The organism is Halomonas sp. H10-59, assembly GCF_040070555.1.
Classification (GTDB): domain Bacteria; phylum Pseudomonadota; class Gammaproteobacteria; order Pseudomonadales; family Halomonadaceae; genus Halomonas; species Halomonas litopenaei.
Window position 1 is genome coordinate 2,598,331 of record NZ_CP098828.1, and the last position, 22,707, is coordinate 2,621,037.

The window sequence follows — 22,707 nt, forward strand, 5'->3', positions numbered from 1 at the left end:
CCATGGAGATCGACTTCCTCCCCGATATTGGCCGGGAGCCTGACTATGGGCTGACTGGCGGTGGCTCGTTTGCTGTCGATGCGGTGAGCTTTGGTGACGGGTATGAGCAGCGTCGCCCCACCGGAATCAACTCGTCCAGGCGAGAGTGGACCGTGACGTGGAGCCACATCACCAAAGAACAGATGGAACGCTTGCGGGACTTCCTGCTGGAGCGCCGGGGCGTTTACGCCTTCCTATGGCAGGTATCCGGAGAGCCCGAGGCATGGCGCGTGGCCTGCAAAGAGCACCCAAAGGTCTCCGAGGACAGCTTCAAGCGGCACACCCTGACAGCCACTTTCATCGAGGACTTCGGGCTATGAGCCAGGTCATCGCTTCCGACGCCCAGCGGCTTGAGCAGGACGCGATCGTTACCATGTTCGAGCTTGATGCTCGCAACTATGGCGACGGCATTCTGCGCTTCGCGCCCTGTCCAGTCGACGGCGGTCCAGTTCGGTTCAATGGCTACGAGTACCAGCCGGTGCCGATCAAGGCCGAGGGCTTCGAGTGGAACGGCCAGGGCACCCTGCCCCGGCCGACGCTTACGGTCACCGCAATGGAGCTCGCGTTTCTGTCGCTGGTGATCAGTGCCGACGACCTGGTCGGCGCCCCGGTCAAGCGCCTGCGCACCTACCGTCGGCACCTGGATGACGGCACAGCGCCCGACCCCGAGGCCTTATTCCCGATCGACTACTACGTGATCGAGCGCAAGGCCTCGCAGAACCGCCGGCAGATTCAGTTCGAGCTGTCGGTACAGATGGATCAGGAAGGCCGGATGATTCCCCACCGGCAGATCCTGCGGGACTCGTGCACGCATCGTTACCGCTGGTTTGATGGCACCCAGTACCGCTACGAGGGCGTGACCTGCCCTTATTCTGGCTCCGGCGAGTGGGAGGCTGATGGGTCAGATGCCCTGCCCAGCATGGGGCGCGATGTGTGCGGCAAGCGCTTGAGCGACTGCCGGTTGAGGTTCGGACAAGCCGGCGTCCTTCCGACACGTGCATTCCCGGGCGTAGGCCGGGTGAGATGATTCAAAAGTTGCCAGGCTTGGCCCCTGCATCAGAGAGAAGACGCTCTCGCTCTAACTCCACGAAATCAATCAGTTCGGAAATGCTCATCTCAGCGCCATCCTCTGGAAAAGACATGGTGAACGCCCAGTGGACACCAGCATCATTGAGGTAATTAGCCTCGACGATGCCCCCTCTACCAGGCTCAACAATGCAAACCTTCTTTAACTCCCACTTGCTCATGCCGAATCCTTCATTTGGTTGTGAGTGTTCCCTATCTTTAGCATCGGGTGATGACGCAACCAATGCCATTAGTCGACTGTCTGAGTTCGAATCATAATGAGGCGCTAATACGCGCCGAAGCCCTGGCCGCCTATCCCGATGAGGCTGTGTGGTTGATCACCGACCACGGCTGCCGGCAGGTAGCCAATGTGGCAGACGCCCCCCGGTCCACCTTCGCCATCGCCAAGCGCGACATGGCAGCGGCCGCCGCCCAGGGCCTGCGGGCCATTGTTCACTCACACCCGGACTACCCGGACTGCCCCAGCGAGGCCGACATGCGCGGCCAGATTGCCTCGGGCGTTCCGTGGGGGATCGTGGCCACCGATGGCAACACCACGACACCCATTCGCTGGTGGGGCGACGGCGACCGGCCCGAGCTGGTCGGCAGGGGCTTCGTCCACGGCGTGACCGACTGCTATGCCCTGATCCGCGACTACTACGCGATAGAACTGGGCGTCGACCTCCCTGAGTTTCCTCGCTCATGGGAATGGTGGCTCAAGGGCCAAGACCTCTACCGCCAGGGTTTCGAGCAGGCGGGGTTCCGCGTCATCGAGGCAGACGAGGCCATGCCCGGAGATATGTGGTTCGCTCAACTTCGCAGCGACGTGCCCAACCATGGCGGTGTCCTGGTGGAGAACGGGCTATGCCTCCACCACCCGTCTGGCCGGCAGCCTGTCGACCCCACCCGGCTCTCGCGCCGAGACCCTGCCGCCCGCTGGCTCCCCTACATCACCCACTGGCTCCGTCACACGTCGAGGGACTGATGAAAACGCTCTATCTGCATGGCTTTCTTGGGGCTCGCTTCGGCGAGTCCTTTTCGTTGGACGTCCGTGATCCTGCCGAGGCCATCCGTGCGCTGCTGATCCAGATTCCCGGCTTCGAGGCTGTCATCCGTGATGGCGACTGGCATGTCGTGCGCGGCCCCCTCGATGGCGGCGTGTCGCTCGACGAAGAAGGGCTGATGGTCGGCATGGATGATGCCACCGAGATTCACCTACTCCCGGCGGTCGCCGGGGCTGGGGGCGATGGTATCTGGCAGACCATTGCGGGCGCCGTCCTGATGGTTGCCAGCTTCTGGGCTGGCCCCGTTTTCGGGCCCGGGATGTTCAATGCCGGCCTGGCTCTTGCCTTGGGTGGAGTCGCACAGATGCTGTCGCCCACCCCGCAGACAGGCGACTACGGCGAGCGAGAGCGACCCGACGAGCGCCCTTCTTTCCTGTTCGATGGACCCACCAACACCAGCACCCAGGGCCTGCCGGTGCCGGTGATCTACGGCCGCGTGAAGGTCGGCAGCGTTGTGGCATCTGCCGGCATGACTGCTGAGGAGCTGGACGAATGACCGATCTGGTTGTCTATGGCGCGAAAGGCGGCAAGGGCGGCGGCGATGAAGCCCGCACTCCCCGCGAGGCGCCCAACACCCTTCGCTCCACCTCCAAGGCCAGGATCATCGACGTGCTGGGCGAGGGGCCGATTGTCGGCCTGACCAATGGCCTCAAGAGCATCTATCTGGATGAGACGCCGCTGCAGGATGAGGGCGGCGACTTCAACTTCCAAGGCGTGACCGTTCACACCCGCACTGGTGAGCCTGATCAGTCGCACATCGCCGGCTTTCCAGCGGTAGAGACCGCCAACGATGTATCCACCGAGGTGACAAAGGCAACACCGGTCGTTCGCACCGTCACCAACCCGGAGGCCGATGCCGCTCGCGTTACCGTCCAGGTGCAGGCGCTCAGCTATCAGAACGTCGAGAATGGCGACCTGCTGCCCACCGAGGTGGCGGTGGCCGTCGATGTTCGCCCCAATGGAGGCAGCTGGTCCGAGAAGCGCTACGACATCATCAAGGGCAAGACCACCAGCCATTACCAGCGGTCCTATCGTGTGCCGCTCACCGGCGATGGCCCCTGGGATATCCGCATGCGCCGAGTGACGCCCGACAACGGCAGCGCCACCCTGCGCAACGCGACGTACTGGGCCACTTACACCGAGATCATCGACGCCAAGCTGCAGTATCCCGATACCGCATTGGTCGGGCTCGAGGTCGATGCCCAGGATTTTGGCAGCCAGATCCCCTCGCGGAGCTACGACGTCAAGGGCCTGATCGTCCGGGTGCCGACCAACTACAACCCCGAGACTCGCGAATACACCGGCCTGTGGAACGGCTCGTTCAAGCTGGCGTGGACCGACAACCCCGCGTGGTGCTTTCTCGATCTGGCCACCAGCGAGCGGTACGGCGCCGGGCTGGAGAACGTCGACAAGTGGGGTCTCTACCAGATCGCCCAATACTGCGATGAGCTGATCCCTGATGGCTTCGGCGGCCAAGAGCCTCGCTTCACCTTCAACACCGTGCTGTCGAGCCGAGAGGAAGCCATCAAGGCGCTCGACACCCTGGCGACTGCGTTCCGCGGCATGACCTACTGGGGCGCCAATACCGTCATGGCGACAGCCGACATGCCGGCCGATCCGGTCAAGCTGGTGTCACCGGCCAATGTCGTCGACGGTGAATTCGAGTACAGCGGCACCGCGCTCAAGGCCAGGCACTCGGTCGCTCTGGTGAGCTGGAACGACCCTGGCGACAACTATCGCCTCCAGGTCGAGGTCGTTGAGGATGCCGATGCCGTCCAGCAATTCGGCTGGAAGCAGATCGACGTCACCGCCGTAGGCTGCACCAGTCGCGGCCAGGCACACCGCCTTGGCAAATGGATGCTCTACAGCGAGCGCGCTGAAACCGAGACAATCACCTACCAGGCCAGCGTCGACCATGCCGACCTGCGCCCGGGCGACATTATCGCAGTCAACGACCCGACCACGGCCGGCGCCCGGCTCTCTGGCCGGATCGTTCGCCCTGGGCTGTCTGCCCTGGTGCTTGACCAAGTGCCCGAGCAGGTCAGCGGCAGCGACTGGTATCTGGACGTGCTGCTGCCCACCGGGGGGATTGAGCGCCGACAGGTCGACCGGTTCGCCGGTGATCATGTCGAGCTGGTCAGCCCGCTCTCAGCTGAGCCGATCCGTGGCGCCATCTGGATGCTGTCGAGCCAAGACGTGGAGCCACGCAAGTTCCGGGTGCTGTCCGTTGCTGAGCAGGAGACGGCGATCTACCAGATCACCGCCGTTGAGCATGACCCGACGAAGTACGATCGCGTCGAGCAGGGCCTCAACCTGCCGGACGAGGATTACACGCTGATCCCGACCGGCCCGGTGGCGGCGCCCTACTCCATTACCGTCGAGGCATCCAAGTACCTGGCCGGCGGCACCGAGCACCAGAAGATCACCGTCAGTTGGACGCCCAGCGATGACGCTCGAGTCGTCCGTTACATTGCCGAGGTACAGGGGCCGAATGACGTGTCATGGGGTGAGGCCTTCACCGGCCCGGGCACGTCGTTCGACATCCTCGATGCAGAGCCGGGTGAATGGCAGATCCGTGTCCGCGGCATCACCGGTACCGGCTCCGCGTCGCCCTGGGCGTACCGGACCACCAACGTGGCCGGCCTGCTGCAGCCGACGCCGCCGGATAGCGTGGACATCCGTACGGGAACCTTCGAGATCACCCTGATCCCGAATGGTCTCTACCCTGGGCAGATGTGGGAATTCTGGCGCTCTAACGTCGCACTCGACACAGGACTGATCGAGTCGAATGCAGTGCGCGTCGGTGTGGCGCCTACCCTGACCGACACCGACCTCGAGCCCGACACCACCTACTACTACTACGTGCGCGGCACCAACGCCTACGGCGTCTCGAGTTGGTACCCGGTGCAGGCCACCACCGAGAACGACCCCGACAAGATCATGTCGGTGATCAGCGGGCAGATAAAAACAGACGGATCTGTTCACGGACCTGAGCCAGAACATCGACGGGCTCAACTCCAGCTATGTGCTGAACGTGACTGGCGGCGGTCGAGTGGCGGGCTTTGGCACGGCCTACGACGAAGATCAGGACGTCTTCGACTTCGGTGTGCTGGCGGACCGGTTCTACATCGCCCAGCCAGGTGACGGCGACGCCGAGGTGATCCCGTTCATCTTCACCGATGGCACGCTGTACCTGAAAGAAGCGCTGATCCAGTACCTGACGTTCACCAAGCTCAAGGCGTCCGATGGCTCGTTCATTGTGGAGAACGGCAAGGTCAAGGCCAGCTACATCCAGGCCGATGAGCTCCATGTGGATTACGGCAAGCTGTTCAACATCGACGTCCAGAACGCCCATATTCGCAACGGCGCAATCACCAACGCCAAGATCGGCAATGCAGCGATCACCAGCGCCAAGATTGGTAATGCACAGGTCGACACGCTGCAGATTGCCGGGCAAGCGGTGACTATCCCTGTCGGTACGTCACGAACCTCTGGAAGAAGCAGCAACGGGAGCTGGGTCAGCTGGCTATCGGTGTACCTCAATGCCGAGGGCGGCCGAGTCTTCGCCAACTTCGCAGCAACGAATGCGACAGGCGGCGGCGGCCGGCCCTACTTCCGATGGAAGGTCGATGGGAGTGTCTGGTTCGAAATTCCCACGGGTACCGGCGAGCTCAACCACGCCTGCACCCTCGATGTAGGCAACCGCCATGGCGTCACTATTGCCATTGAGTGTCGCGGTGCCAGCACCGTCAATTCCACCCAATCCACCCTGACAGCAGAGGGCAAAAAGCGATGATCGTCGCAATCTACTGCGAACTGACCGGTGCCATCCTGCGCGTCACAGACTGCCCCGAAGACCATGTCGAGATGCAGTGTGGTGAGCACGAAGACTATGTCGAGGTCGAGGCAGGCTTTGACGATGCCGCCCACTACGTGGACCTGGCGGACGGCCAGATCAAGCCAAAGCAGCACCGGGATGCTCAGGTTGCCGTCGAGGGCTTAACAGCCACCATCACTGGGCTGGAGCCTGGCACCCTGCTGGCGATGGACGGCCAACAGATGGTCACCACCAGCGACAGCGCCCAGCTCGATGCCGACGTGCCGGGCACCTATCAGATCCAACTTGTCGGCCCCGCCTGGCGCCTCGATGAAACCCTGGAGGTGGCGATCGATGGATAGGCTGAGCATTCGCCGGTTCTCCTCCCGGGCAGAGGCTGAGCGGCACTATCTGGCATTGGTGGACAACGAGGCCGAGGCGGCCCGCTATGTGTCACCCGCCCAAGAAGCCGTCTACCAGCTCAAGCTGACCGAGGCGGTCCAAGGCTCGGGGCCCATGGTCGAAGCCGAGGCCAACGCCACGAACGTTGATGCGACCACCGTCTGCCAGCGCATCAAGCGCGCTCGCACCCGATGGGAAAAGCGCGCCGGCACCATCGAGGAGGCGCGTATCACCGCCAAAGCCGATATTCGAAGATCCGACACACCCGCCGACATGCATCGGGCCCTGACCCGCTTTCGCAACGCACTCTAACAGCCCGCCAAGCGCGGGCTTTTTTGTGGGAGACACACCATGGCAGTGACGCTTACCGGCGTACTGAAAGACCCCTACGGCCATCCGCTGCCCGGGGCGACCATTCGCTTTGACGCCGTCAGGACGTCCGCCACCGTCCTGAACCACATCCGTGCCGAGGCGATCACCGACGCCCAGGGCGACTACTCCATCTCCGTCGAGGTGGGTCGCTACGACGTGCGCGTGATGCAAGGCCGGTCATTCCTTGAGCTCGCCAAGAATCTGGAGGTGCGCGCTGACTCCACCGCCACCGACCTCAACGAGCTGGTGGTCGAGTGGCAAGGCGAACAGGACCTGACGCCTGGCATCGTGATCGAGTTCCGGGCATTGGTGGACGAAGCCCGCGGGTACCGGGATGAGGCTGCAAGCTCCGCTGATTCAGCATCAGGCGATGCCGAAGCCACGGCAGCAGACAGAATCCAGACAGGTCAGGACGCCCAGGCCACCGCTGCAGACAGGCAGCAGACAGGGCTGGACGCCCAAGGTACGGCCGCCGATCGACAACAAACAGGCCTCGATCGCCAAGCAACATCCGACGACAGACAGTACATCGACGGGCGCGTCACCTATGTGAACGATCAGGTCGATCACATCGATAGCCAGCGTCAGGCTGTTGATACTGCGGCTGGCAACGCTGCGAACAGCGCCAGTGCCGCCGATGGGCACGCAACCGATGCCGGCGACTCCGCCCTAGAGGCCCAACACTGGGCCCAATACCCGAACGATACACCGGTGCCAGAGGGTGACGGCTCTCAGTTCTCCGCCGCTCACTGGGCGGAAGTTTCCCGACAGCGTGCCGTTAACGCCATGGTTGCCCAAGGCGCCTGGGATGCGAGCACCGGCTCCCTGCCGCCCGAGCCGACCGGGGCCAGCTACTGGCTGGTCACTGGCGCGGCGAATGGCGAGACCGTTGGCGGTGTCGAGTACCGCAACAAGGACATGCTGCTCTGGACGCCCAACGAGAGCGGTGGCGGTGGCACCTGGTCGAAGATCGACAACACCGACAGCGTAGCCAGCGTTGCCGGCAAAACTGGCGCCGTCACGCTCGTACCGGGCGACGTTGGCGCAGACCCCGCTGGAACAGCCTCATCTGCAGTCGCCGCGCACGAGGCAAAAAGTTCTGCTCATACCCCCGCGCAGGTCGGCGCCGACCCTGCGGGCTCAGCAGCCAGTGCTGAGTCAGCAGCCAAGAACCACGCTGACACCAAGGCCAGCGAGGCTCAGGCCTACGCAGCACAGCGCGCCAACCACACCGGCACGCAGCCACTGAGTACGATCTCGGATGCAGGGACGGCGGCTGCAGCCAATGTGGGCACAGGTGCGGATGACGTTCCCAATACGTCGCAGGCTGATGTGCGATATGCGAGTCTGGTCGGACATAACGATTTTGACACGATGCCCACTGTGAGCGGCGATCCGATTGTTGAAAGCGATAGCAATGATGACGGAGAGTGGACCCGCCTAGCCAGTGGTGCAATCTTCATGACTCTATGGGCTACTTTGGAAAAAGAAACAGACGCATACACGACTCTTGCGACGTGTCCGTATCCGCAACCTGTAATAGATGAACCGCAGGTTGTTGTCGGGGGCGGAGGAGTAGGGCCAGACGCCGTTTACTGTATTTCCTACATACCTGCCGGCCTCACCCAAGTAGATGTGAGGGGCTATGTTGGGGTCGGAGCAAGCCTTAATGCGGGGGCCGAAGGCAGGCTGCCGGTGTGGGTTTCTGGACGCTACAAATAACCAGGAGGAATTATGCGACTGTCTTTTAAGGCGGTTAGTGCCGCCCCAGATTATTATGAGATAAGTGGCGACACCGTTACTGCTTATATAGACGATCAAGCAGAGCAATACGATTTGTCACCTCTCCCAGAAGGGGCAAGGCTGACCGGGGTTAGTCCAGTAGGCGGGGCTACCCCTATCAGCACCGCCACGCGAATCGATGGCGAGCTACACGTCACGTTGCTACAGCGTGTCATTGCCGGACAGTATCCAGGAAGAAAGGCCCGCTGGCGAGGACAGGCGACGATAGATGCACGGGACTATAGCCCCGATACCTGCTACGTCGTCCCCACCGGTATGGCAGGTGTAGACGACTACGAGATCGTGCGGGGCGTGGATGTCGCCGGCAACACCGGCTGGACGGTTCGCAAGAAGGAGACGGCTGATGGGTAACGTGTACTGGATTCCGCCCAAGACCGAGGCCGAAAAGCTAGCGGAGGCTCAACAGGCTGCGATGCGACGCATTAACACGGCCTACGAGGCCGAGTTGGCCAGCATCCGCAGCGAGTATCCCGAGTCAGAACAGATGACTTGGGACAAGCAGGAGCGCGAGGCGCGGGCATTCCTGGCTGACTCAAGCACTGCCACGCCCCTACTGGATGCCATGGCCACTGGTCGCGGCATGGACAAGACCGAGCTGGCTACGCGGATCATCGCCAAAGCCGATGCCTGGATGCAAGCAAGCGGCCTGGCGACAGGGAAGCGCCAGGCTCTTGAGGATCACGTAAAGGCCGCCGAGACGGTGGAAGCGGTTGAGGCGATTGGCTGGGAGTGAGGTGAGAGCCAAGGATGGCGGCGCCAATTACTCCACCTTCACCTCTCTCCTGATGCTCTCATAAAATCTATCAAGGACATCCACAATGTCCGTTTTGCAGCCGTCAAACAGGCCGGCGCTTCGACAAGAAGAATACAAAAAATAGAATCGGGCAGCCGAATGGGTCAAATATATGAGATCCTCGTGAGCGATCTCGCTAGACCGAAGGGATTTCCCGATTTCACAAAATTGCCACACGATTATTGCCAGTTCAGAAGAAAATGTGTCGTAGTAATTCTTATACATCAAAGATGTGGTGACTGTCACATGCCTATCATTTATAATCTTACTAGCTGACAAAGCACTATCTATTGGAGCCACTAACGAATTAACGTAAGACGCGAAATTTCTTCTTTTGTAATCAGCCAGAAGAATTTCGTACTGCAACCTCATGTTGTCGGACGCACTTTCTTGAGCTTCTCTAGTCCTTTTAAGCTCATCTCGAGTTGCTGCAAGCTCGTCACGCTGTATTTTCAATGTTTCAGCCAGCATCCACACAGTCGCTAAGCCAAAAGTCACACCGATGGAGCCTGCAAGGAAACTCCCATAGCTCCCCCACAAAGCCATATCCGTCGACAATCTTTGGCCGTTCTCAACGGTGAACCACCAGAACGAAAACCCTATTATCCCAATCAGAACGACACAGCAACTACCGAGAACCAGCTTCCTCATTACTCCCCCGATCTCTTATTCTTGAGCACCCAGGCCCTTCTCACCTGCCCCACCTCTGCCTGCTGATCCTTCGCCAGCCGCCACACGCCATCGCTGATGCCGTGCTTGCGGGATAGCAGGTACTGCGGTGTGCCTGGCTCCCACCAGTCGTCCTTGATCTCCTTGCCCAGCACGCAGCGCCCGCTGATCAGCCAGCCCTGCCAGACAACGTGATACTCGACCAGCTTGTCGATCGGCGGCGATGACCGGCTCAGGCCGAGCCAGCCCTTACGCTCGAGGCGTTTGCGCCACTGGGTGATCTCGTACTCGCTCATTGGCACCACTGGGTCTTGCTGGCCCCTGGCCGGTATGGCCGTGCCAGCCCTGCCTCGATGAGCTGGTCGCCCAGGTCGCGCCCGTCGACCGTCACTCTCGCCAGAATGCGGAAGAAGCTCCCCCGCTCGATCTCGTGCAGCTGGATGTGCTCTGCATCGCGCAACGCCGCCACGGTGAACTGCTTGGCCTCCCTGGCCAGCGCCCTCTCCCGCTCTTGCAACTCGGGCGCCGGGCACTGGCTGCGCATCTCTGGCGTATTGATGCCCTCAATACGCACCGGGATCCGCTCGCCAATCACCGCCGGCCAGCCCTCGATGTCGGCCCGGAACGTATCGCCATCGACGATGCTGGTCACCCTGGCGACGGTGGCGCTGCCGTAGTCGGCGTGAGAGCTGAAAGGCAACCACATCAGCACAGCCATAGTGAGAGCTGTTGTCCTCAGCACCTTGGCGACGACGTCCTAGCCACGTGCTTGTTTTCACAAACCGTGCACTTCGTGTGAATCTCTTGGCAACCGTGATACTCATGCCACACATGAAAGAGACTGAACCCTTCGTGCGATTCAGGTTGCCACTCTCTGTTCTCGCATTTTGGACAGTACAGCTCAATGCCTCCGTCCACGAACCTTGAGACCACTGGATCAATCTGCATTAGCCCACCCTCATCAACACGACCTGCCATAGGGTAGCCCATGGCGTGCTACCATTTCCTCTAGAACAGCCTCCCACCCAAGCCTAGCCGACGGCACCATGTATGGCCTGGTGTATGGTAGAGCACATTTCTTCCCGACAGCCCAGTAACCACGGGCATGTATCAGTCCTGCAGAGGGCTTCATCAATCCGGCTGCAGTGTATTTCGGAGAGCCTCGTGGCCACATGAACGGCATTTTATGATGTAGCACCTCCCATGCGGGGCACCCGGCCGGATCTCGAACTGGCTCCACGGTGAGCGATCAGTGACGTTGAACTCGGCAGAGTGGCATTTCAGGCAGTACATTTCCCAGCCGCCTTCCACGGTCGCAAAATTGATCATCGGCATGTCCAACATGACTATCCTACGTCTAGCCTCCTAGTGCTTAGCGTAGAACATAATGTCAGCTTCTGTGCCAAAGCGGTACTAGCCGAGTAAGTCTTTGCAGGCTCAGCCGTCGGCCTGCCGACTACCAAAGACACCAGGCTCACGAGCACCGGGGCTCCTTGAGATGGCGTCACAGCATGATGTCGTAGCTGACTGCCCACCTCAGCCATACCAGTCAGGCTGCAAAGAGGCGCGCAGGTTCTTGTGGCCACAGGCCCTGCACGTAATGATGAAGCATCTGCCCCAAGGACCGTCTGGCACCACTTCGAAAAGCCTCCAGCCTTGCCGCCCTGTCTCCTGAAATTCGACGGTCTGACACACCAGGCAACGCATTTCCAGCCCGCTCTCCACAACCTGGTAACTGATCATCTGCGTGAGCATCCCTGTCTCCTGAAAACAAAGTGCTTGGCTCAGCGTAGATCAGAGCGGTACGAGGTGCGATCCACAATCTACGATCTGCTATAACCTTTCCGCCAGCGCCACTACCTTGCTCGCAACCCGAATCTAAGATGGTCGAAGACTATCCGGATGCAGCGATTTTCGTCGCGATACATGGCGGCATACGCGGCACCTGACGGTGTAGCGTCCCCCATTTTTTGTTTCAGGCTGAATTTCGAATTGGAGCCACGGAGAATCTGAGTAGTGGTTAAACTCTAGCGTGTAACAGTTTCTACAGAACAGCTCCCATCCACCATCTACAGCTGTAAAGCTTATTATTTCTTCTCTCATGAGCCCTACCCCTGCGAGCCAAAATTCACTGACCTGTGCTCGAACGCGCCGCAACCAGGCCTTAAAACTATCTTTTTTCACTTCTCTATGCTGGTCCGAGCGTGAGCATCCCAATGTCTCAAAATACTGTTACACTCAGGAACATAGAAGACTTGGAGAGACGCTATGAATGTCACAACATCCATCAAGGTAGAAGCGCATTACAGCGAGATTGGGTCAGAAATCGAGTGGGACATTGTGGAGTACAAGCCGGGTGCCCAACGACATGTACTTGATACACTCGAAAGTGAGGTTGATGCTCGCTGCAAAGCAGCCTGCATTGCCTTTGAAACTTATATGAAATCAGTGGGAATTTCTACGCAAAAATAGGCAATACATTATCTTTAACCATCTCCATTCCCTGCATCATCATTGTTGATGACCATCACGCCGCCTCTGTGACGTGAAGTCTTCTATAACATCGATGAGAAGCATGCCAGTATGAGACAATCGCCCAATTCTCACCCTGTTTCTATCATCTAGCCAATCGGTAGACTTAGATATAATTTCTATAGAAGACAGTATCTCCCTGAGCAGCTCTAACTTTTCCTTAAGCTCATCTTGCTCGCAACCATCAGTTTCTTCTAACAAAAGCGTTCCTGTTTCAGCAATTCATATAGTATATGCTGACATAGCAAAGCTCGTAGGACCACAACGTTGCTCACACCTGCACAATCCTGGAAAATCACTCCGTAAAAGTAACAAAAAACAACTAGACAACTCATAAAAGAAGCTAAGCAATGACTAGATCTCTAGTACATTGCTTGTGAAAATACCAGTCAGATGCTTTGCTAGACGCCTTTGTCCCGTTCCTAAGTAAAAGTCGTTGTCACCAAGAAATCTCACAGTACCTTAATATGGTCGCAATTTGGTCGCACAGTCGATGCCTGAGAGGCAGCTATGTCCAGCATTACGCAACTTTAAGTGACTGATTTTCATAAAAACCGCATTGCAAGCGCGGCCGCCAATTAGATCAGATCGAACTTAAAATCCCTCGGTGGCAACACCGTGCCGGTTCGAGCCCGGCTCCGGGCACCAACCCTATCGATGTCTTACGTGACTCACTCCCTCGATGACCTACCTTGTGGTGGTGTTCTGGTCGCGTTCTGGTCGCGCAGCCCACTTTAGCCATCTTGCCGTTGGCGTTGCACGCCAGACGCTTTCCCTGCCCCGCCCCGTCTTTCATCATCCTCTGATCGCCCTCTCGTCGCTTTGTCATCGCCTTCTCATCGTTCCCCACACCCTTGCTCATCGTTTGCGCCGAAATATCAATAATGGCGAATAAAGAAATACCTCCTATAGTGAATTGTGCCAGTTCAGTTCACGGACGGCAGAGCGCCATATCGCCTCGATGGAGTGAGCGCGGGCCTTCACAGGGTTCAGGGACGACTTCCAGGAGATGCCACATGAAACGCACGCTAGTCGGATCGACCATGATCGCCGCATTTGTGATGGCGGGCAGCACCTTCGCCATGGATTCGGAAGCCCTGCAGGAGCACATGCAGGAAATCGAGGAGAAAGCCCAGCAGAACAGCGAAGAGGACCGGGTGGAAGCCCTCGAGCAACAGGTCGAGGACCTCAAGGAGCTCATTCACAAGATGATGGAAGAGGACGCTGCCGCCTGAGCCTTTGGCGCTGAGCCTTGCCGAGTCATGACGTGCGGCCATGACGTGTGACCATGACCCACCACGATGACTCACCATGATGAAAGGGGCCCCAGGGACGGGGCCCCTTTCCGTTGTCAGCCACCTGGACACCGTCCCTCGAGACATCATTTGGCTCGGGACGGCACGCGAGCCTGCGTGGTAAACTTCACCCCCATTTTCATCAGCACTGCACGGTCTTCAGCATCTTGAGCGACAATGCTTCTCTACCCCGAGATCCCCTGCCCGACGATCTCGGACAGCGTATGACGGCGCCTTCCACCGCCCACCCTCAACCGGCACGAGAGCCGGCCCCAGGCCGACAGAGAGGCTGAACCATGCTGCTCGGACGCCTGCGCGACCCCTTCATCAATCACCGCCATCGCCGCCTCTTCCACGTACTCCGGGTCAGTCTGGCACTGATCGTGACCTTTGCCATCGTCCAGACGTTCCCCTTCCAGCACAGTGGCTGGGCGCTGGTGAGCACGGTCATGGTGATGGGCAACCTTCCCCATATCGGGGGCGTACTGGACAAGGGGCGCCAGCGCCTGGCCGGCACCCTGATCGGCGCCGCCCTCGGCCTGGCGCTGATCATCCTCCCGCTGCCAGGCTGGGGGGTACAACTCGGCGCGCTGATCGGCATCGCCATCGCCACCTGGGTGGTCTTCGGCGGTCGCCAGGCCTACAGCGGACTGATGTTCGCCATCAGCCTGCTGCTGGTGATCGGCGACGGCTCGCAACAGCTCAGCGTGGCACTCTGGCGAAGCGCAGACGTACTGCTCGGCACCCTGGTCGGCATCGGCGCCACCCTGGTCTTCCTGCCACACAAGGCCACCGACATGCTGCGCTTCCTGCTGGCCGACTGTCTGGATCGCATGGCGCGGCTGTATCACACCCACACCAGTGCCACATCGGCACCGGGCATCGATACCCAGGCACTGTTCAAGGCCGCCAGCCAATTGCTGGTCAAGCAGCGCGGACTGACCGACGCGGTCCACCGCGAAGGGCGCCTGACCCGCGGCGAAGTCGACGAGCTGATCTCCTACCAGCGACGCATGCTGTCCACCCTGGAGCTATTGCTCGAGACCCACTGGACCACGCGCGCCGGTCACGAACAGATCGATGCCATGGCAGGACTGCGCGATCAGCAGCACGCCCTGGCGCGGGATCTCGGCACCCTCGCCTTCGAGGTGCGCACCGGACGCCCGGTCACGCTCGAGGTCACGCCCTTCGCGCTGGACGATTTCGCCGACCTCGCCTCCACGGCACGCGCCGAGGATGGCAGAATGCTGTTCAGCCCCAGCGGCTATCTCTGGCTGAACCGGGAGCTGGCCCGCCTGACCGAAGCAACCGCCCGCCGCCTGGGCGGACTCGAGCGGCTACCCAGCAGGCGCCTGCGCCGCCGCGCCCCCCGACACGGGCTCCACCGAGCCCCCTCTTTCGACCGCAAGGAAGGAACCACGCATGGCAAACGCCCCTCTTGACGTCCTCATCATCGGTGGCGGCGTCGCCGGTCTGGCGATGGCCCTGGAGATCGCCGATCGCCGGCCGGTCACCCTGCTGCGCCCCGGTGTCGAGGCGCAAGGTGCCAGTCGCTGGGCCCAGGGTGGTATTGCCGCGGTGCTGTCGCCTCAGGACGACATCGAGGCCCACATCCAGGATACCCTGATTGCCGGGGACGGGCTGTGCGATGAAGCGGCGGTGCGCTTCACCGTGGAAAACGGCCCCGACGCCATCGCCTGGCTGTTGAGTCTTGGCGTGCCCTTCACACCGGATCCCGAGGCGGCCAGTGGCTACCCCTACCACCTCACGCGGGAGGGCGGCCACAACGCTCGCCGAATCATCCACGCCGACGACGCCACCGGCCGGGCCGTGACCGACACCCTGCTGGCCCGAGTGCGCGCCCATCCGCAGATCACGCTGCGCGACGACCTGATCGCGGTCGAACTGCTCACTGATGACCTGGGTGCCTGCTGCGGTGCCCGCTGCCTGGACGCCCACCAGCGTCCTCACGACCTTGTCGCCCAGGACACCGTCCTGGCTACCGGCGGCGCCAGTGGGCTCTACCTGCATACCACCAGCCCCGCCCCGGCCAGTGGCGAGGGCATGGTCATGGCCTGGGAGATCGGCGCCGAACTGATGAACCTGGAGTTCCAGCAGTTCCACCCCACCTGCCTGTTCGATCCACAGGGACCGCCCTTTCTGGTCAGCGAGGCGGTAAGAGGCGAAGGCGGCCTGCTGCTGAACGTGCGTGGCGAGCGGTTCATGCCCGCCATCGATGAGCGCGCTGAACTGGCCCCGCGAGACGTGGTCGCCCGCGCCATCGATGCCGAGATGCAGCGCACCTCGAGCGACCATGTGCTGCTGGACATCCGTCACCTCGGCGACGCCGCCATACGTCACCACTTCCCCACCATCCACGCTCACTGCCTCGCGCGCGGCCTGGATATCACCACCCAGGCCATCCCGGTGGTGCCGGCGGCCCACTATAGCTGCGGCGGCGTCGCCACCGACCATCGGGGAGCCACGCGCGTGGCTGGGCTCTACGCCATCGGCGAAGTCGCCTGTACCGGACTGCACGGCGCCAATCGCATGGCCAGCAACTCCTTGCTCGAGTGCCTGGTCTACGCCAGATCCGCCGCTCGCCACCTGAGTGAGCCGGCGCCGGGACGCACCTTGACACCACGGCCGAGCGCAACAACTGGAGATCGACAGGTTTCCAGCGAGAGACTCGCCTCGTTGCGCCAGCGCGTCCGCCAGATCATGAGCGCGAGGGTCGCCATCGTGCGCCAGGACGAAGGGCTGGCCGAGGCACGCACGACCCTCGAGCAACTGGAATCGGAGTTTCATGACCTGACTCGGGGCGGCGCCGCGAGTGTCGAGCTGCACGCCTGTCGCCAGGCGCTCACTCTGGCCAGTCTGACGGTCGCCAGCGCCTGCACAAGGCGAGAATCCCGGGGGCTGCACTACAATCCGGACTGCGCCCGCCACGCGGACCCGACACCGCAACCGTCACGCCAGATCAAACCCGCCTGAGGCAAGGTCGCGGCCCTGCTCAGCTCACGGGCCCCGGCCGCCGCGACCATCGTCGTCCAGGTAACGGCTGTCGTTGAAGGTGGCGACCCAGTGTGGGTGGTAGAACATCAGAATGCTCAGCAGCATGCCGCTGATAAAGGCCTCCGACGGCATCAGCAGCGGCAGGAAACGCGCGTACTCACTGGCCTGGAATAACGCTGACGGGTCACTGGCGCCGAGCCGCGTCAACCCCAGCACCGCGAGCCCCGAAGCCAGTGCCGACAACGCCGCGCACCAGAACCCGCCGATAAACAGGAAAACCATGGGATGAGATGGCAGCCGTCGATCGACCAGGCGCCAGATCAGCACCGTCACCAGCATCGGCACCAGGCCGGTGACCACCAGATTGACGCCCAGCAGTGGCCAGGCGACGCGCCCGGTCAGCACCAGTGACAGATTGACCAGCAGACAGCTCAAGAGCGCCAGGGGGCCTCGAAAGACCAGCGTCATCAGAGTGGTGAACAGCAGATGCAGACTGAGCCAATCGACCGCCTGGGCCCTTAGTTGCCACAGCATCGCCACCATCAGCGTTGCCGCCAGCCAGCGATGCTGCAGGCCAGAATCTTGAAAGAGGGCGCGCCAGGGACGCTGGAAAAGGGCAAGCACCAGGGCCGACAGCGCCACCCCCGCGCAAACCCAGATCAGCCAGGGGGCAAGGATCACCTGAGCAAAGGACATGACCCCCTCCTCTTCCTGCTGCCTACCTGTACGGGCGATTCCGGCTCGGTTGGCATGCCTGGGTGAGTGACCGGACCAGGCTTTCGAGACTCTCGCGCTCACCCATTCCCGCCCAGGCGCCGGGCGTCGAAAGAACGGCCGGCGCCCTTGATGCCGGCTCAGGCAAAGACGACGGTCTTGTTGTCGTGGATCAGCACCCGATCCTCGAGGTGCCAACGCAGCCCCCGTGCCAGCACGGTCTTTTCTACATCGCGCCCGAAACGCACCAGATCATCCGGCGTATGACAGTGACTGACCCTGTGAATATCCTGCTCGATGATCGGCCCGGCGTCGAGTTCCTCGGTGACGTAGTGGCAGGTCGCACCAATCAGCTTGACGCCGCGCTGGTAAGCCTGGTGATACGGCTTGGCCCCGGCAAAGGATGGCAGGAAGCTATGGTGAATGTTGATGACTCGCCCACTGTAGCGCTCGCACAGATCAGGCGGAAGAATCTGCATATAGCGCGCCAGCACGATACTGTCGGCCTCGGACGCCTCGACCAGACGCTCGACCTCGGCGAAGGCGGCACTCTTGTCGTCTGCCGAAACCGGCACATGATGGTAGGGAATACCGTGCCACTCGACCATCTTGCGCATGTCGTCATGGTTCGAAATCACCGCCGCGATCTCGCAATCGAGCTCACCAGCGGTCCATCGATACAACAGATCCACCAGGCAATGAGATTCCCTGGAAACCATCAGCACGACGCGCCGCTTCTGACGAGTGTCGCGCAGCGCCCAGTCCATCTCGAATTCACGCGCTACCGGCGCAAAGGCCTCGCACAGGGCTTCCTTCGACATGCCGATGGAGTCGGCCAGGATTTCGTAACGCATGAAGAAGCGACCAGAGGCCAGGTCCGAGTGCTGATTGGCCTCGGTGATGGAACCACCGTGGCCAGCAATGAAGTTCGACACCCTGGCGACAATACCCAGTCGATCGGGACACGACACGACCAGACGATAGAAATGGGACATAACACCTGTATCCTTGGACCAACGCTCGGTGACCAACCTTGCACCACCATGGGGAGGGGCGATGAGCACGCCCGTTCGGGGCGTGCATTGTAGCGAAAAGTGAGATGGCGAACGACCGCTGCACGGGTCCTTTGACCTCTCGCGTTGAGTCGTGCGCGGTCGATCCCGTATAGTGAAATGAACACCGTCCACGATGCCGAGCATGATGCCGATTCCGCGAGCCCAGATTCGACCACGACGCCGCCCACCGGTGCATTTTCTGCCCCTGGGAGGCTGTGGCGAGATCGGCATGAATCTAAGCCTGTACGGCTATAAGGACGCCTGGATTGCCGTCGACTGTGGCATGCTTATTCGCCAGGACCTTCCAGGTGAGCCGCTCCAGGTGCCGGACACCTCGATACTGGATACCCGCGGCATCCGTCCGCAGGCGCTGCTCATTACCCATGGCCACGAAGATCATATCGGTGCCGCCGCCTGGCTATGGCCACGCTGGGCCTGCCCTATTCTGGCGACCCCTCTAGTCGCCGCCATGTTGCGCGTCAAGTTCAGCGAACGGGGACTTCCCACCGACGCGATAGACGTCATCGAACCCGGGGACGCCAGGGACATCGCAGGGTTTTCCCTTCGTTTCCTGCCGCTGACCCATTCCATCCCGGAAAGCTGCGCCCTGCTCATTCAGGCAGGCAACTCGCGCATCCTGCATACCGGCGACTGGAAACTGGACCCAGAGCCGCTGATCGGCCAACCGGTGAACGAAGATCTGTTTCGCGCCCTCGCGCCGGTCGATCTGGTGGTGGGTGATTCCACCAATGCCAACGTGGCCGGCCATTCACGAAGTGAAGGCGAGGTCGCAAGGGCCATGGTGTCTACCATCTCCCGCTGCCAGGGCCGCGTTGTCGTTTCCTGCTTCGCCAGCAATCTGGCACGGGTCCTGGCCATCGGCCGCGCCGCTGCTCGTTGCGGACGCCGGGTCAGCCTGCTCGGGCGCTCCATGGAGCGCATGGTGGGCCATGCCAGGCAACTGGGCTATCTCGACGACTTTCCTGCGCTGGTGCCCGTCAGCGACCTGGGCTATCTACCACCCGAGGAAGTGCTGGTCATTGCCACGGGGAGCCAGGGCGAACCCCGCGCCGCGCTGTCGCGCCTTGCCCAGGGAAGGCATCCTCACTTCGAGCTGACCACTGGCGACACCGTCATCTTCTCGGCCAAGGCCATTCCCGGCAACGAGCACCTTATCGAGCGGCTCAAGCGCGGCCTGGCGCGCTTTCAGGTCACCATCATCGATGATGCCAGCCACCCCGAACTACATGCCTCCGGGCACCCCGCACAGCAGGAACTGGAACGCTTCTATCGCTGGCTCCAGCCGACCAGACTGCTGCCGGTCCATGGCGAGGAAAACCATCAGTCAGCGCATCAGGAACTGGCCTGTCGCCTGGGCATCGAGGCTCCGCTGGCACCTCGCAACGGCGATCTGATCCGCTTCGACCAGGGCGGCCTGACCCGCGAGGAAAGCTTCCCTCTGTCTCAGTGCATCATCGAACGCGGGGGCATCGACCGGCGTCAATCTCCGGCACATGCGCGCAATCGCCACGGCGTACTCTTCCTCGCCATCAGCCTGGTGGCGACCGACACCGGCTGGGCCAGAATTGGCCGGCTGATGATCGACTCAAGCCAGACCAGCCCCCTGGACGAGGACAATTTCATCGATTGGCTCGACGAACAACTCGACGACCTGGCCGTCGATACCCTGTCGGCGCTCCGTCGTGGCCTCTACCCTCGTATTCAGGCCTGGCTGGGCGAACACTTGCAGCGTCTGCCCCAGGTCGAGCTCCAGTTGATGGCGAGCGATATCGAAGGCCTCGCCGGTGACGTCTGAGCCCCCACCCCTATAAACAAAACAACCGGCCCTGGACGTTTCCAGGGCCGGTCGCGGCTCGACGTTCGCCGTACTTGTGGCCGTGCCGTCACCATTCACGCGCTTTGCGTCATGCACGCGCCTTGGTGACACAGCGGCCAAGCTGCACTGGCGACGCGACACGTCCGTGCAAGGTCAGGTCAACCGAACTCGCGTGACCACACCTGCGCCAGCAGAATCACTTGGCGTTCTTGGGCGGACGTCCACGCTTGCGCTTGGGCTGCTCCGATACGAGATCATCCAGCGACAGGCCGGCTTCGGTGATCTGCTCACGGATCTCCGCCAGCTTCTGGGCCTTCTGCATCTCTTCTTCCTGGCGCTGGCGCTCCTCGTCTCGCTTCTGATCGATGACCTCCTCGACCACTTCCGCCAGTTTTTGCAGCTGTTCCATGCTCAGTTGACGAGCTGCTGCCCGTGCCACGTTCTTGTTTCTCGCAATGCGTTCCAATGATTCGCTGGACATAGCTCACTCCATAGCTTTGACACCAAGCGGCGCACGCCGCAATTCACTTGAAGAAAAGTATATGCAACCGGCCACTCTTGGCAAGAAATGCTGGAGATTTTTCCTTGTCAATTACCGAAATATTGGCGGTCTTTATACGTCAACAGCGAGCTCATTGGACGAGCCCAGTCACCCCTTGACCGGTCAATATTGGTTGAAACGCTGACACCTCGAGGAAAAAAGACAGCGGCCAGGATACAAAGAGCGGGCGCCCAAGGCGCCCGCGCAGGTAAGGAAACAAACGGTCACTTGGCGAAAGCGCTGTCAGCCACCGGTCATGTTCATGAAGCGAACCACCTGAACATCCCCATCGGTGGTGAAATGGTGCCGCTCAGGCTTTAGCGGCATCGCCTCCACGATGGCGGCCTTGAGCTTCTCCATGTCACCGGGGTAGCGCCTCAATACCGCCCTGAGATCCACCGAATGCTCGTTGCCAAGGCACAGCAGCAGACGCCCTTCCACCGTGACCCGAACACGATTGCAGGAAGAACAGAAGTTATGGCTATGGGGCGAGATGAATCCGACCCGCGTCTCGCTATCCTCCATACGGTAGTAGCGAGAAGGCCCTGCGGTGGCTTCCGTCGTGGCCATCAGGGGGTAGCGCTGCTCGATCCTTTCGCGCACCTCGTCACTTGAACAATAGGTCTCGGCACGGGAATGGTCGGACACATCGCCCAGCGGCATCTCCTCGATAAAGCTGATATCCAGCCCCTCTGCCCTGGAGAACTCGACAAGATCCAGCACTTCGTCTTCGTTGCGCCCCTTGAGCACCACCGCATTGAGCTTGATCCGCTCAAAGCCGGCCTGCCGAGCGGCGCTGATGCCGTCCAGCACCTTGTCGAGGTCACCGGTACGCGTCAGCCGTCGAAAGCGCTCGGGATCCAGCGAATCCAGACTGATGTTGAGACGCTTCATGCCGCCCTGGCGCAGCGCCTCGGCATGCCGCCTCAGGCCCGCCCCGTTGGTGGTCATGGCAAAGTCCCGAAGCCCCGGCAAGGCCCCTATACTGGACACCAGTTGCTCGATATTGCGACGGACCAGCGGCTCCCCCCCGGTCAAACGAATCTTTTCCACGCCGAGCTCGGTGAAGGCTTGCGCCACCTGAGCGATTTCCTCCAGCGTCAGCACCTGGGCACGTGGCAGGAAGGTCATCTCCTCGCTCATGCAGTAGACGCAGCGAAAGTCGCAGCGGTCGGTGACAGACAATCGGACGTAGGTCACCCGGCGACCGAAACTATCGATCAACTGTTGTGTCATTGCGAAGCGACCTCCCAACGCTTGGCGTCATCATGATCCTGACGACGTTCAGATACCCAGTAATCGCCGCTTTCGGTGTGCTCCTTCTTCCAGAATGGCGCCCGGGTCTTCAGATGGTCCATCAAGAATTCGCAGGCTTCGAAGGCGGCACGCCGATGGGCGCTGGCCACCACCACCAGTACGATGGGATCACCGGGCTCCAGACGACCGATCCGGTGGATCAGGGTTACCTCATCGAGCGGCCAGCGCTGTCGCGCCTCAGCCTCGATCTCGGCCAGCGACGCTTCGGTCATGCCGGGATAATGCTCAAGCGTCAGCGCCGTGACGTCCGGACGTTCATTGAAGTCCCTGACCAGTCCAGTGAAGCTGACCACCGCTCCGATGTCGGTGCGATGTTCGAGCATCCGGCGCTGTTCATGACCTGCATCGAAGGTCTCATGCTGCACGCGTATCATCGA

24 protein-coding genes are annotated in these 22,707 nt (G+C 61.1%); 16 read left to right on the plus strand and 8 right to left on the minus strand.

What is annotated here, in order from left to right:
* The first annotated feature begins 2 nt into the window (after positions 1 to 2).
* Positions 3 to 359 carry a phage tail protein gene (locus NFG57_RS11325; protein ID WP_348814344.1) on the plus strand — a complete coding sequence of 119 codons (357 nt, stop codon included), beginning with the start codon at positions 3 to 5 and terminating at the stop codon, positions 357 to 359.
* Positions 356 to 1,066 carry a phage minor tail protein L gene (locus NFG57_RS11330; RefSeq protein WP_348814345.1) on the plus strand — a complete coding sequence of 237 codons (711 nt, stop codon included), beginning with the start codon at positions 356 to 358 and terminating at the stop codon, positions 1,064 to 1,066. Before NFG57_RS11325 ends, NFG57_RS11330 begins: the two co-directional genes overlap by 4 nt.
* 1 nt (position 1,067) lies before the next feature.
* Here the strand turns inward: NFG57_RS11330 and NFG57_RS11335 are convergent, their stop codons facing one another.
* Positions 1,068 to 1,286, minus strand: a complete 219-nt coding sequence (locus tag NFG57_RS11335) for a hypothetical protein (RefSeq protein WP_213227024.1) — start codon at positions 1,284 to 1,286, stop codon at positions 1,068 to 1,070.
* Between the two features lie 62 nt (positions 1,287 to 1,348).
* Between NFG57_RS11335 and NFG57_RS11340 the strand changes: the two genes are divergently transcribed.
* The 9 genes from NFG57_RS11340 to NFG57_RS11380 are packed head-to-tail and all read left to right on the plus strand — an operon-like array spanning position 1,349 to position 9,295.
* Positions 1,349 to 2,089, plus strand: a complete 741-nt coding sequence (locus tag NFG57_RS11340; protein ID WP_348814346.1) for an NlpC/P60 family protein — start codon at positions 1,349 to 1,351, stop codon at positions 2,087 to 2,089.
* Complete coding sequence (locus NFG57_RS11345) at positions 2,089 to 2,664, plus strand: hypothetical protein (protein WP_348814347.1); 576 nt, start codon at positions 2,089 to 2,091, stop codon at positions 2,662 to 2,664. Before NFG57_RS11340 ends, NFG57_RS11345 begins: the two co-directional genes overlap by 1 nt.
* Positions 2,661 to 5,312, plus strand: a complete 2,652-nt coding sequence (locus tag NFG57_RS11350) for a phage tail protein (protein ID WP_348814348.1) — start codon at positions 2,661 to 2,663, stop codon at positions 5,310 to 5,312. Before NFG57_RS11345 ends, NFG57_RS11350 begins: the two co-directional genes overlap by 4 nt.
* Positions 5,221 to 5,964 (plus strand): hypothetical protein, encoded by a 744-nt coding sequence (locus NFG57_RS11355; RefSeq protein WP_348814349.1) that lies wholly within the window; start codon positions 5,221 to 5,223, stop codon positions 5,962 to 5,964. The genes NFG57_RS11350 and NFG57_RS11355 overlap by 92 nt, the downstream gene beginning before the upstream one ends.
* Positions 5,961 to 6,347 carry a hypothetical protein gene (locus NFG57_RS11360; RefSeq protein ID WP_348814350.1) on the plus strand — a complete coding sequence of 129 codons (387 nt, stop codon included), beginning with the start codon at positions 5,961 to 5,963 and terminating at the stop codon, positions 6,345 to 6,347. The genes NFG57_RS11355 and NFG57_RS11360 overlap by 4 nt, the downstream gene beginning before the upstream one ends.
* On the plus strand, positions 6,340 to 6,699 hold the full coding sequence (locus tag NFG57_RS11365) for a hypothetical protein (RefSeq protein WP_348814351.1): 360 nt from the start codon (positions 6,340 to 6,342) through the stop codon (positions 6,697 to 6,699). Before NFG57_RS11360 ends, NFG57_RS11365 begins: the two co-directional genes overlap by 8 nt.
* A 39-nt stretch (positions 6,700 to 6,738) precedes the next feature.
* On the plus strand, positions 6,739 to 8,481 hold the full coding sequence (locus NFG57_RS11370; protein ID WP_348814352.1) for a prophage tail fiber N-terminal domain-containing protein: 1,743 nt from the start codon (positions 6,739 to 6,741) through the stop codon (positions 8,479 to 8,481).
* A 12-nt stretch (positions 8,482 to 8,493) separates the two neighbouring features.
* Complete coding sequence (locus NFG57_RS11375; RefSeq protein ID WP_348814353.1) at positions 8,494 to 8,913, plus strand: hypothetical protein; 420 nt, start codon at positions 8,494 to 8,496, stop codon at positions 8,911 to 8,913.
* The gene (locus tag NFG57_RS11380; RefSeq protein ID WP_348814354.1) at positions 8,906 to 9,295 is read left to right on the plus strand and encodes a hypothetical protein; all 390 of its coding nucleotides are present in this window, start codon (positions 8,906 to 8,908) and stop codon (positions 9,293 to 9,295) included. Before NFG57_RS11375 ends, NFG57_RS11380 begins: the two co-directional genes overlap by 8 nt.
* A 710-nt stretch (positions 9,296 to 10,005) precedes the next feature.
* Here the strand turns inward: NFG57_RS11380 and NFG57_RS11385 are convergent.
* Both NFG57_RS11385 and NFG57_RS11390 read right to left on the minus strand, forming a co-directional pair.
* Positions 10,006 to 10,320 (minus strand): hypothetical protein, encoded by a 315-nt coding sequence (locus tag NFG57_RS11385; RefSeq protein WP_348814355.1) that lies wholly within the window; start codon positions 10,318 to 10,320, stop codon positions 10,006 to 10,008.
* Positions 10,317 to 10,742: a thermonuclease family protein gene (locus tag NFG57_RS11390; RefSeq protein ID WP_348814356.1), complete on the minus strand. Its 426-nt coding sequence runs from the start codon at positions 10,740 to 10,742 to the stop codon at positions 10,317 to 10,319. Before NFG57_RS11390 ends, NFG57_RS11385 begins: the two co-directional genes overlap by 4 nt.
* A gap of 1,550 nt (positions 10,743 to 12,292) precedes the next feature.
* Between NFG57_RS11390 and NFG57_RS11395 the strand changes: the two genes are divergently transcribed.
* The 4 genes from NFG57_RS11395 to nadB all read left to right on the plus strand — a co-directional run bounded on the left by NFG57_RS11395 (position 12,293) and on the right by nadB (position 16,845).
* A complete protein-coding gene (locus NFG57_RS11395) occupies positions 12,293 to 12,496 on the plus strand; it encodes a hypothetical protein (protein WP_213227044.1) in 204 nt (67 codons plus the stop codon).
* 1,076 nt (positions 12,497 to 13,572) lie between these two features.
* The gene (locus NFG57_RS11400; protein WP_045994191.1) at positions 13,573 to 13,791 is read left to right on the plus strand and encodes a hypothetical protein; all 219 of its coding nucleotides are present in this window, start codon (positions 13,573 to 13,575) and stop codon (positions 13,789 to 13,791) included.
* Between the two features lie 356 nt (positions 13,792 to 14,147).
* Positions 14,148 to 15,293, plus strand: coding sequence for an FUSC family protein (locus NFG57_RS11405; RefSeq protein WP_045994192.1), 1,146 nt, complete (start codon positions 14,148 to 14,150; stop codon positions 15,291 to 15,293).
* Positions 15,274 to 16,845 carry an L-aspartate oxidase gene (gene nadB / locus NFG57_RS11410; protein ID WP_045994193.1) on the plus strand — a complete coding sequence of 524 codons (1,572 nt, stop codon included), beginning with the start codon at positions 15,274 to 15,276 and terminating at the stop codon, positions 16,843 to 16,845. The genes NFG57_RS11405 and nadB overlap by 20 nt, the downstream gene beginning before the upstream one ends.
* A gap of 24 nt (positions 16,846 to 16,869) precedes the next feature.
* Here nadB and NFG57_RS11415 read toward each other — a convergent pair whose 3' ends face one another.
* On the minus strand, positions 16,870 to 17,562 hold the full coding sequence (locus tag NFG57_RS11415; RefSeq protein ID WP_348814357.1) for an energy-coupling factor ABC transporter permease: 693 nt from the start codon (positions 17,560 to 17,562) through the stop codon (positions 16,870 to 16,872).
* 158 nt (positions 17,563 to 17,720) lie between these two features.
* Positions 17,721 to 18,575: a formyltetrahydrofolate deformylase gene (gene purU / locus NFG57_RS11420; RefSeq protein ID WP_045994195.1), complete on the minus strand. Its 855-nt coding sequence runs from the start codon at positions 18,573 to 18,575 to the stop codon at positions 17,721 to 17,723.
* Positions 18,576 to 18,864: 289 nt separating this feature from the next.
* Here purU and NFG57_RS11425 point away from each other — a divergent pair, with 289 nt between their 5' ends.
* Complete coding sequence (locus NFG57_RS11425) at positions 18,865 to 20,451, plus strand: ribonuclease J (protein ID WP_348814358.1); 1,587 nt, start codon at positions 18,865 to 18,867, stop codon at positions 20,449 to 20,451.
* Between the two features lie 217 nt (positions 20,452 to 20,668).
* Here NFG57_RS11425 and NFG57_RS11430 read toward each other — a convergent pair whose 3' ends face one another.
* From NFG57_RS11430 to moaE, 3 genes are all read right to left on the minus strand, one after another.
* The gene (locus NFG57_RS11430; RefSeq protein WP_045994196.1) at positions 20,669 to 20,953 is read right to left on the minus strand and encodes a hypothetical protein; all 285 of its coding nucleotides are present in this window, start codon (positions 20,951 to 20,953) and stop codon (positions 20,669 to 20,671) included.
* Between the two features lie 303 nt (positions 20,954 to 21,256).
* On the minus strand, positions 21,257 to 22,249 hold the full coding sequence (gene moaA, locus NFG57_RS11435) for a GTP 3',8-cyclase MoaA (RefSeq protein ID WP_108133108.1): 993 nt from the start codon (positions 22,247 to 22,249) through the stop codon (positions 21,257 to 21,259).
* On the minus strand, positions 22,246 to 22,704 hold the full coding sequence (moaE, locus tag NFG57_RS11440) for a molybdopterin synthase catalytic subunit MoaE (protein ID WP_108133107.1): 459 nt from the start codon (positions 22,702 to 22,704) through the stop codon (positions 22,246 to 22,248). Before moaE ends, moaA begins: the two co-directional genes overlap by 4 nt.
* Positions 22,705 to 22,707 lie beyond the last annotated feature (3 nt).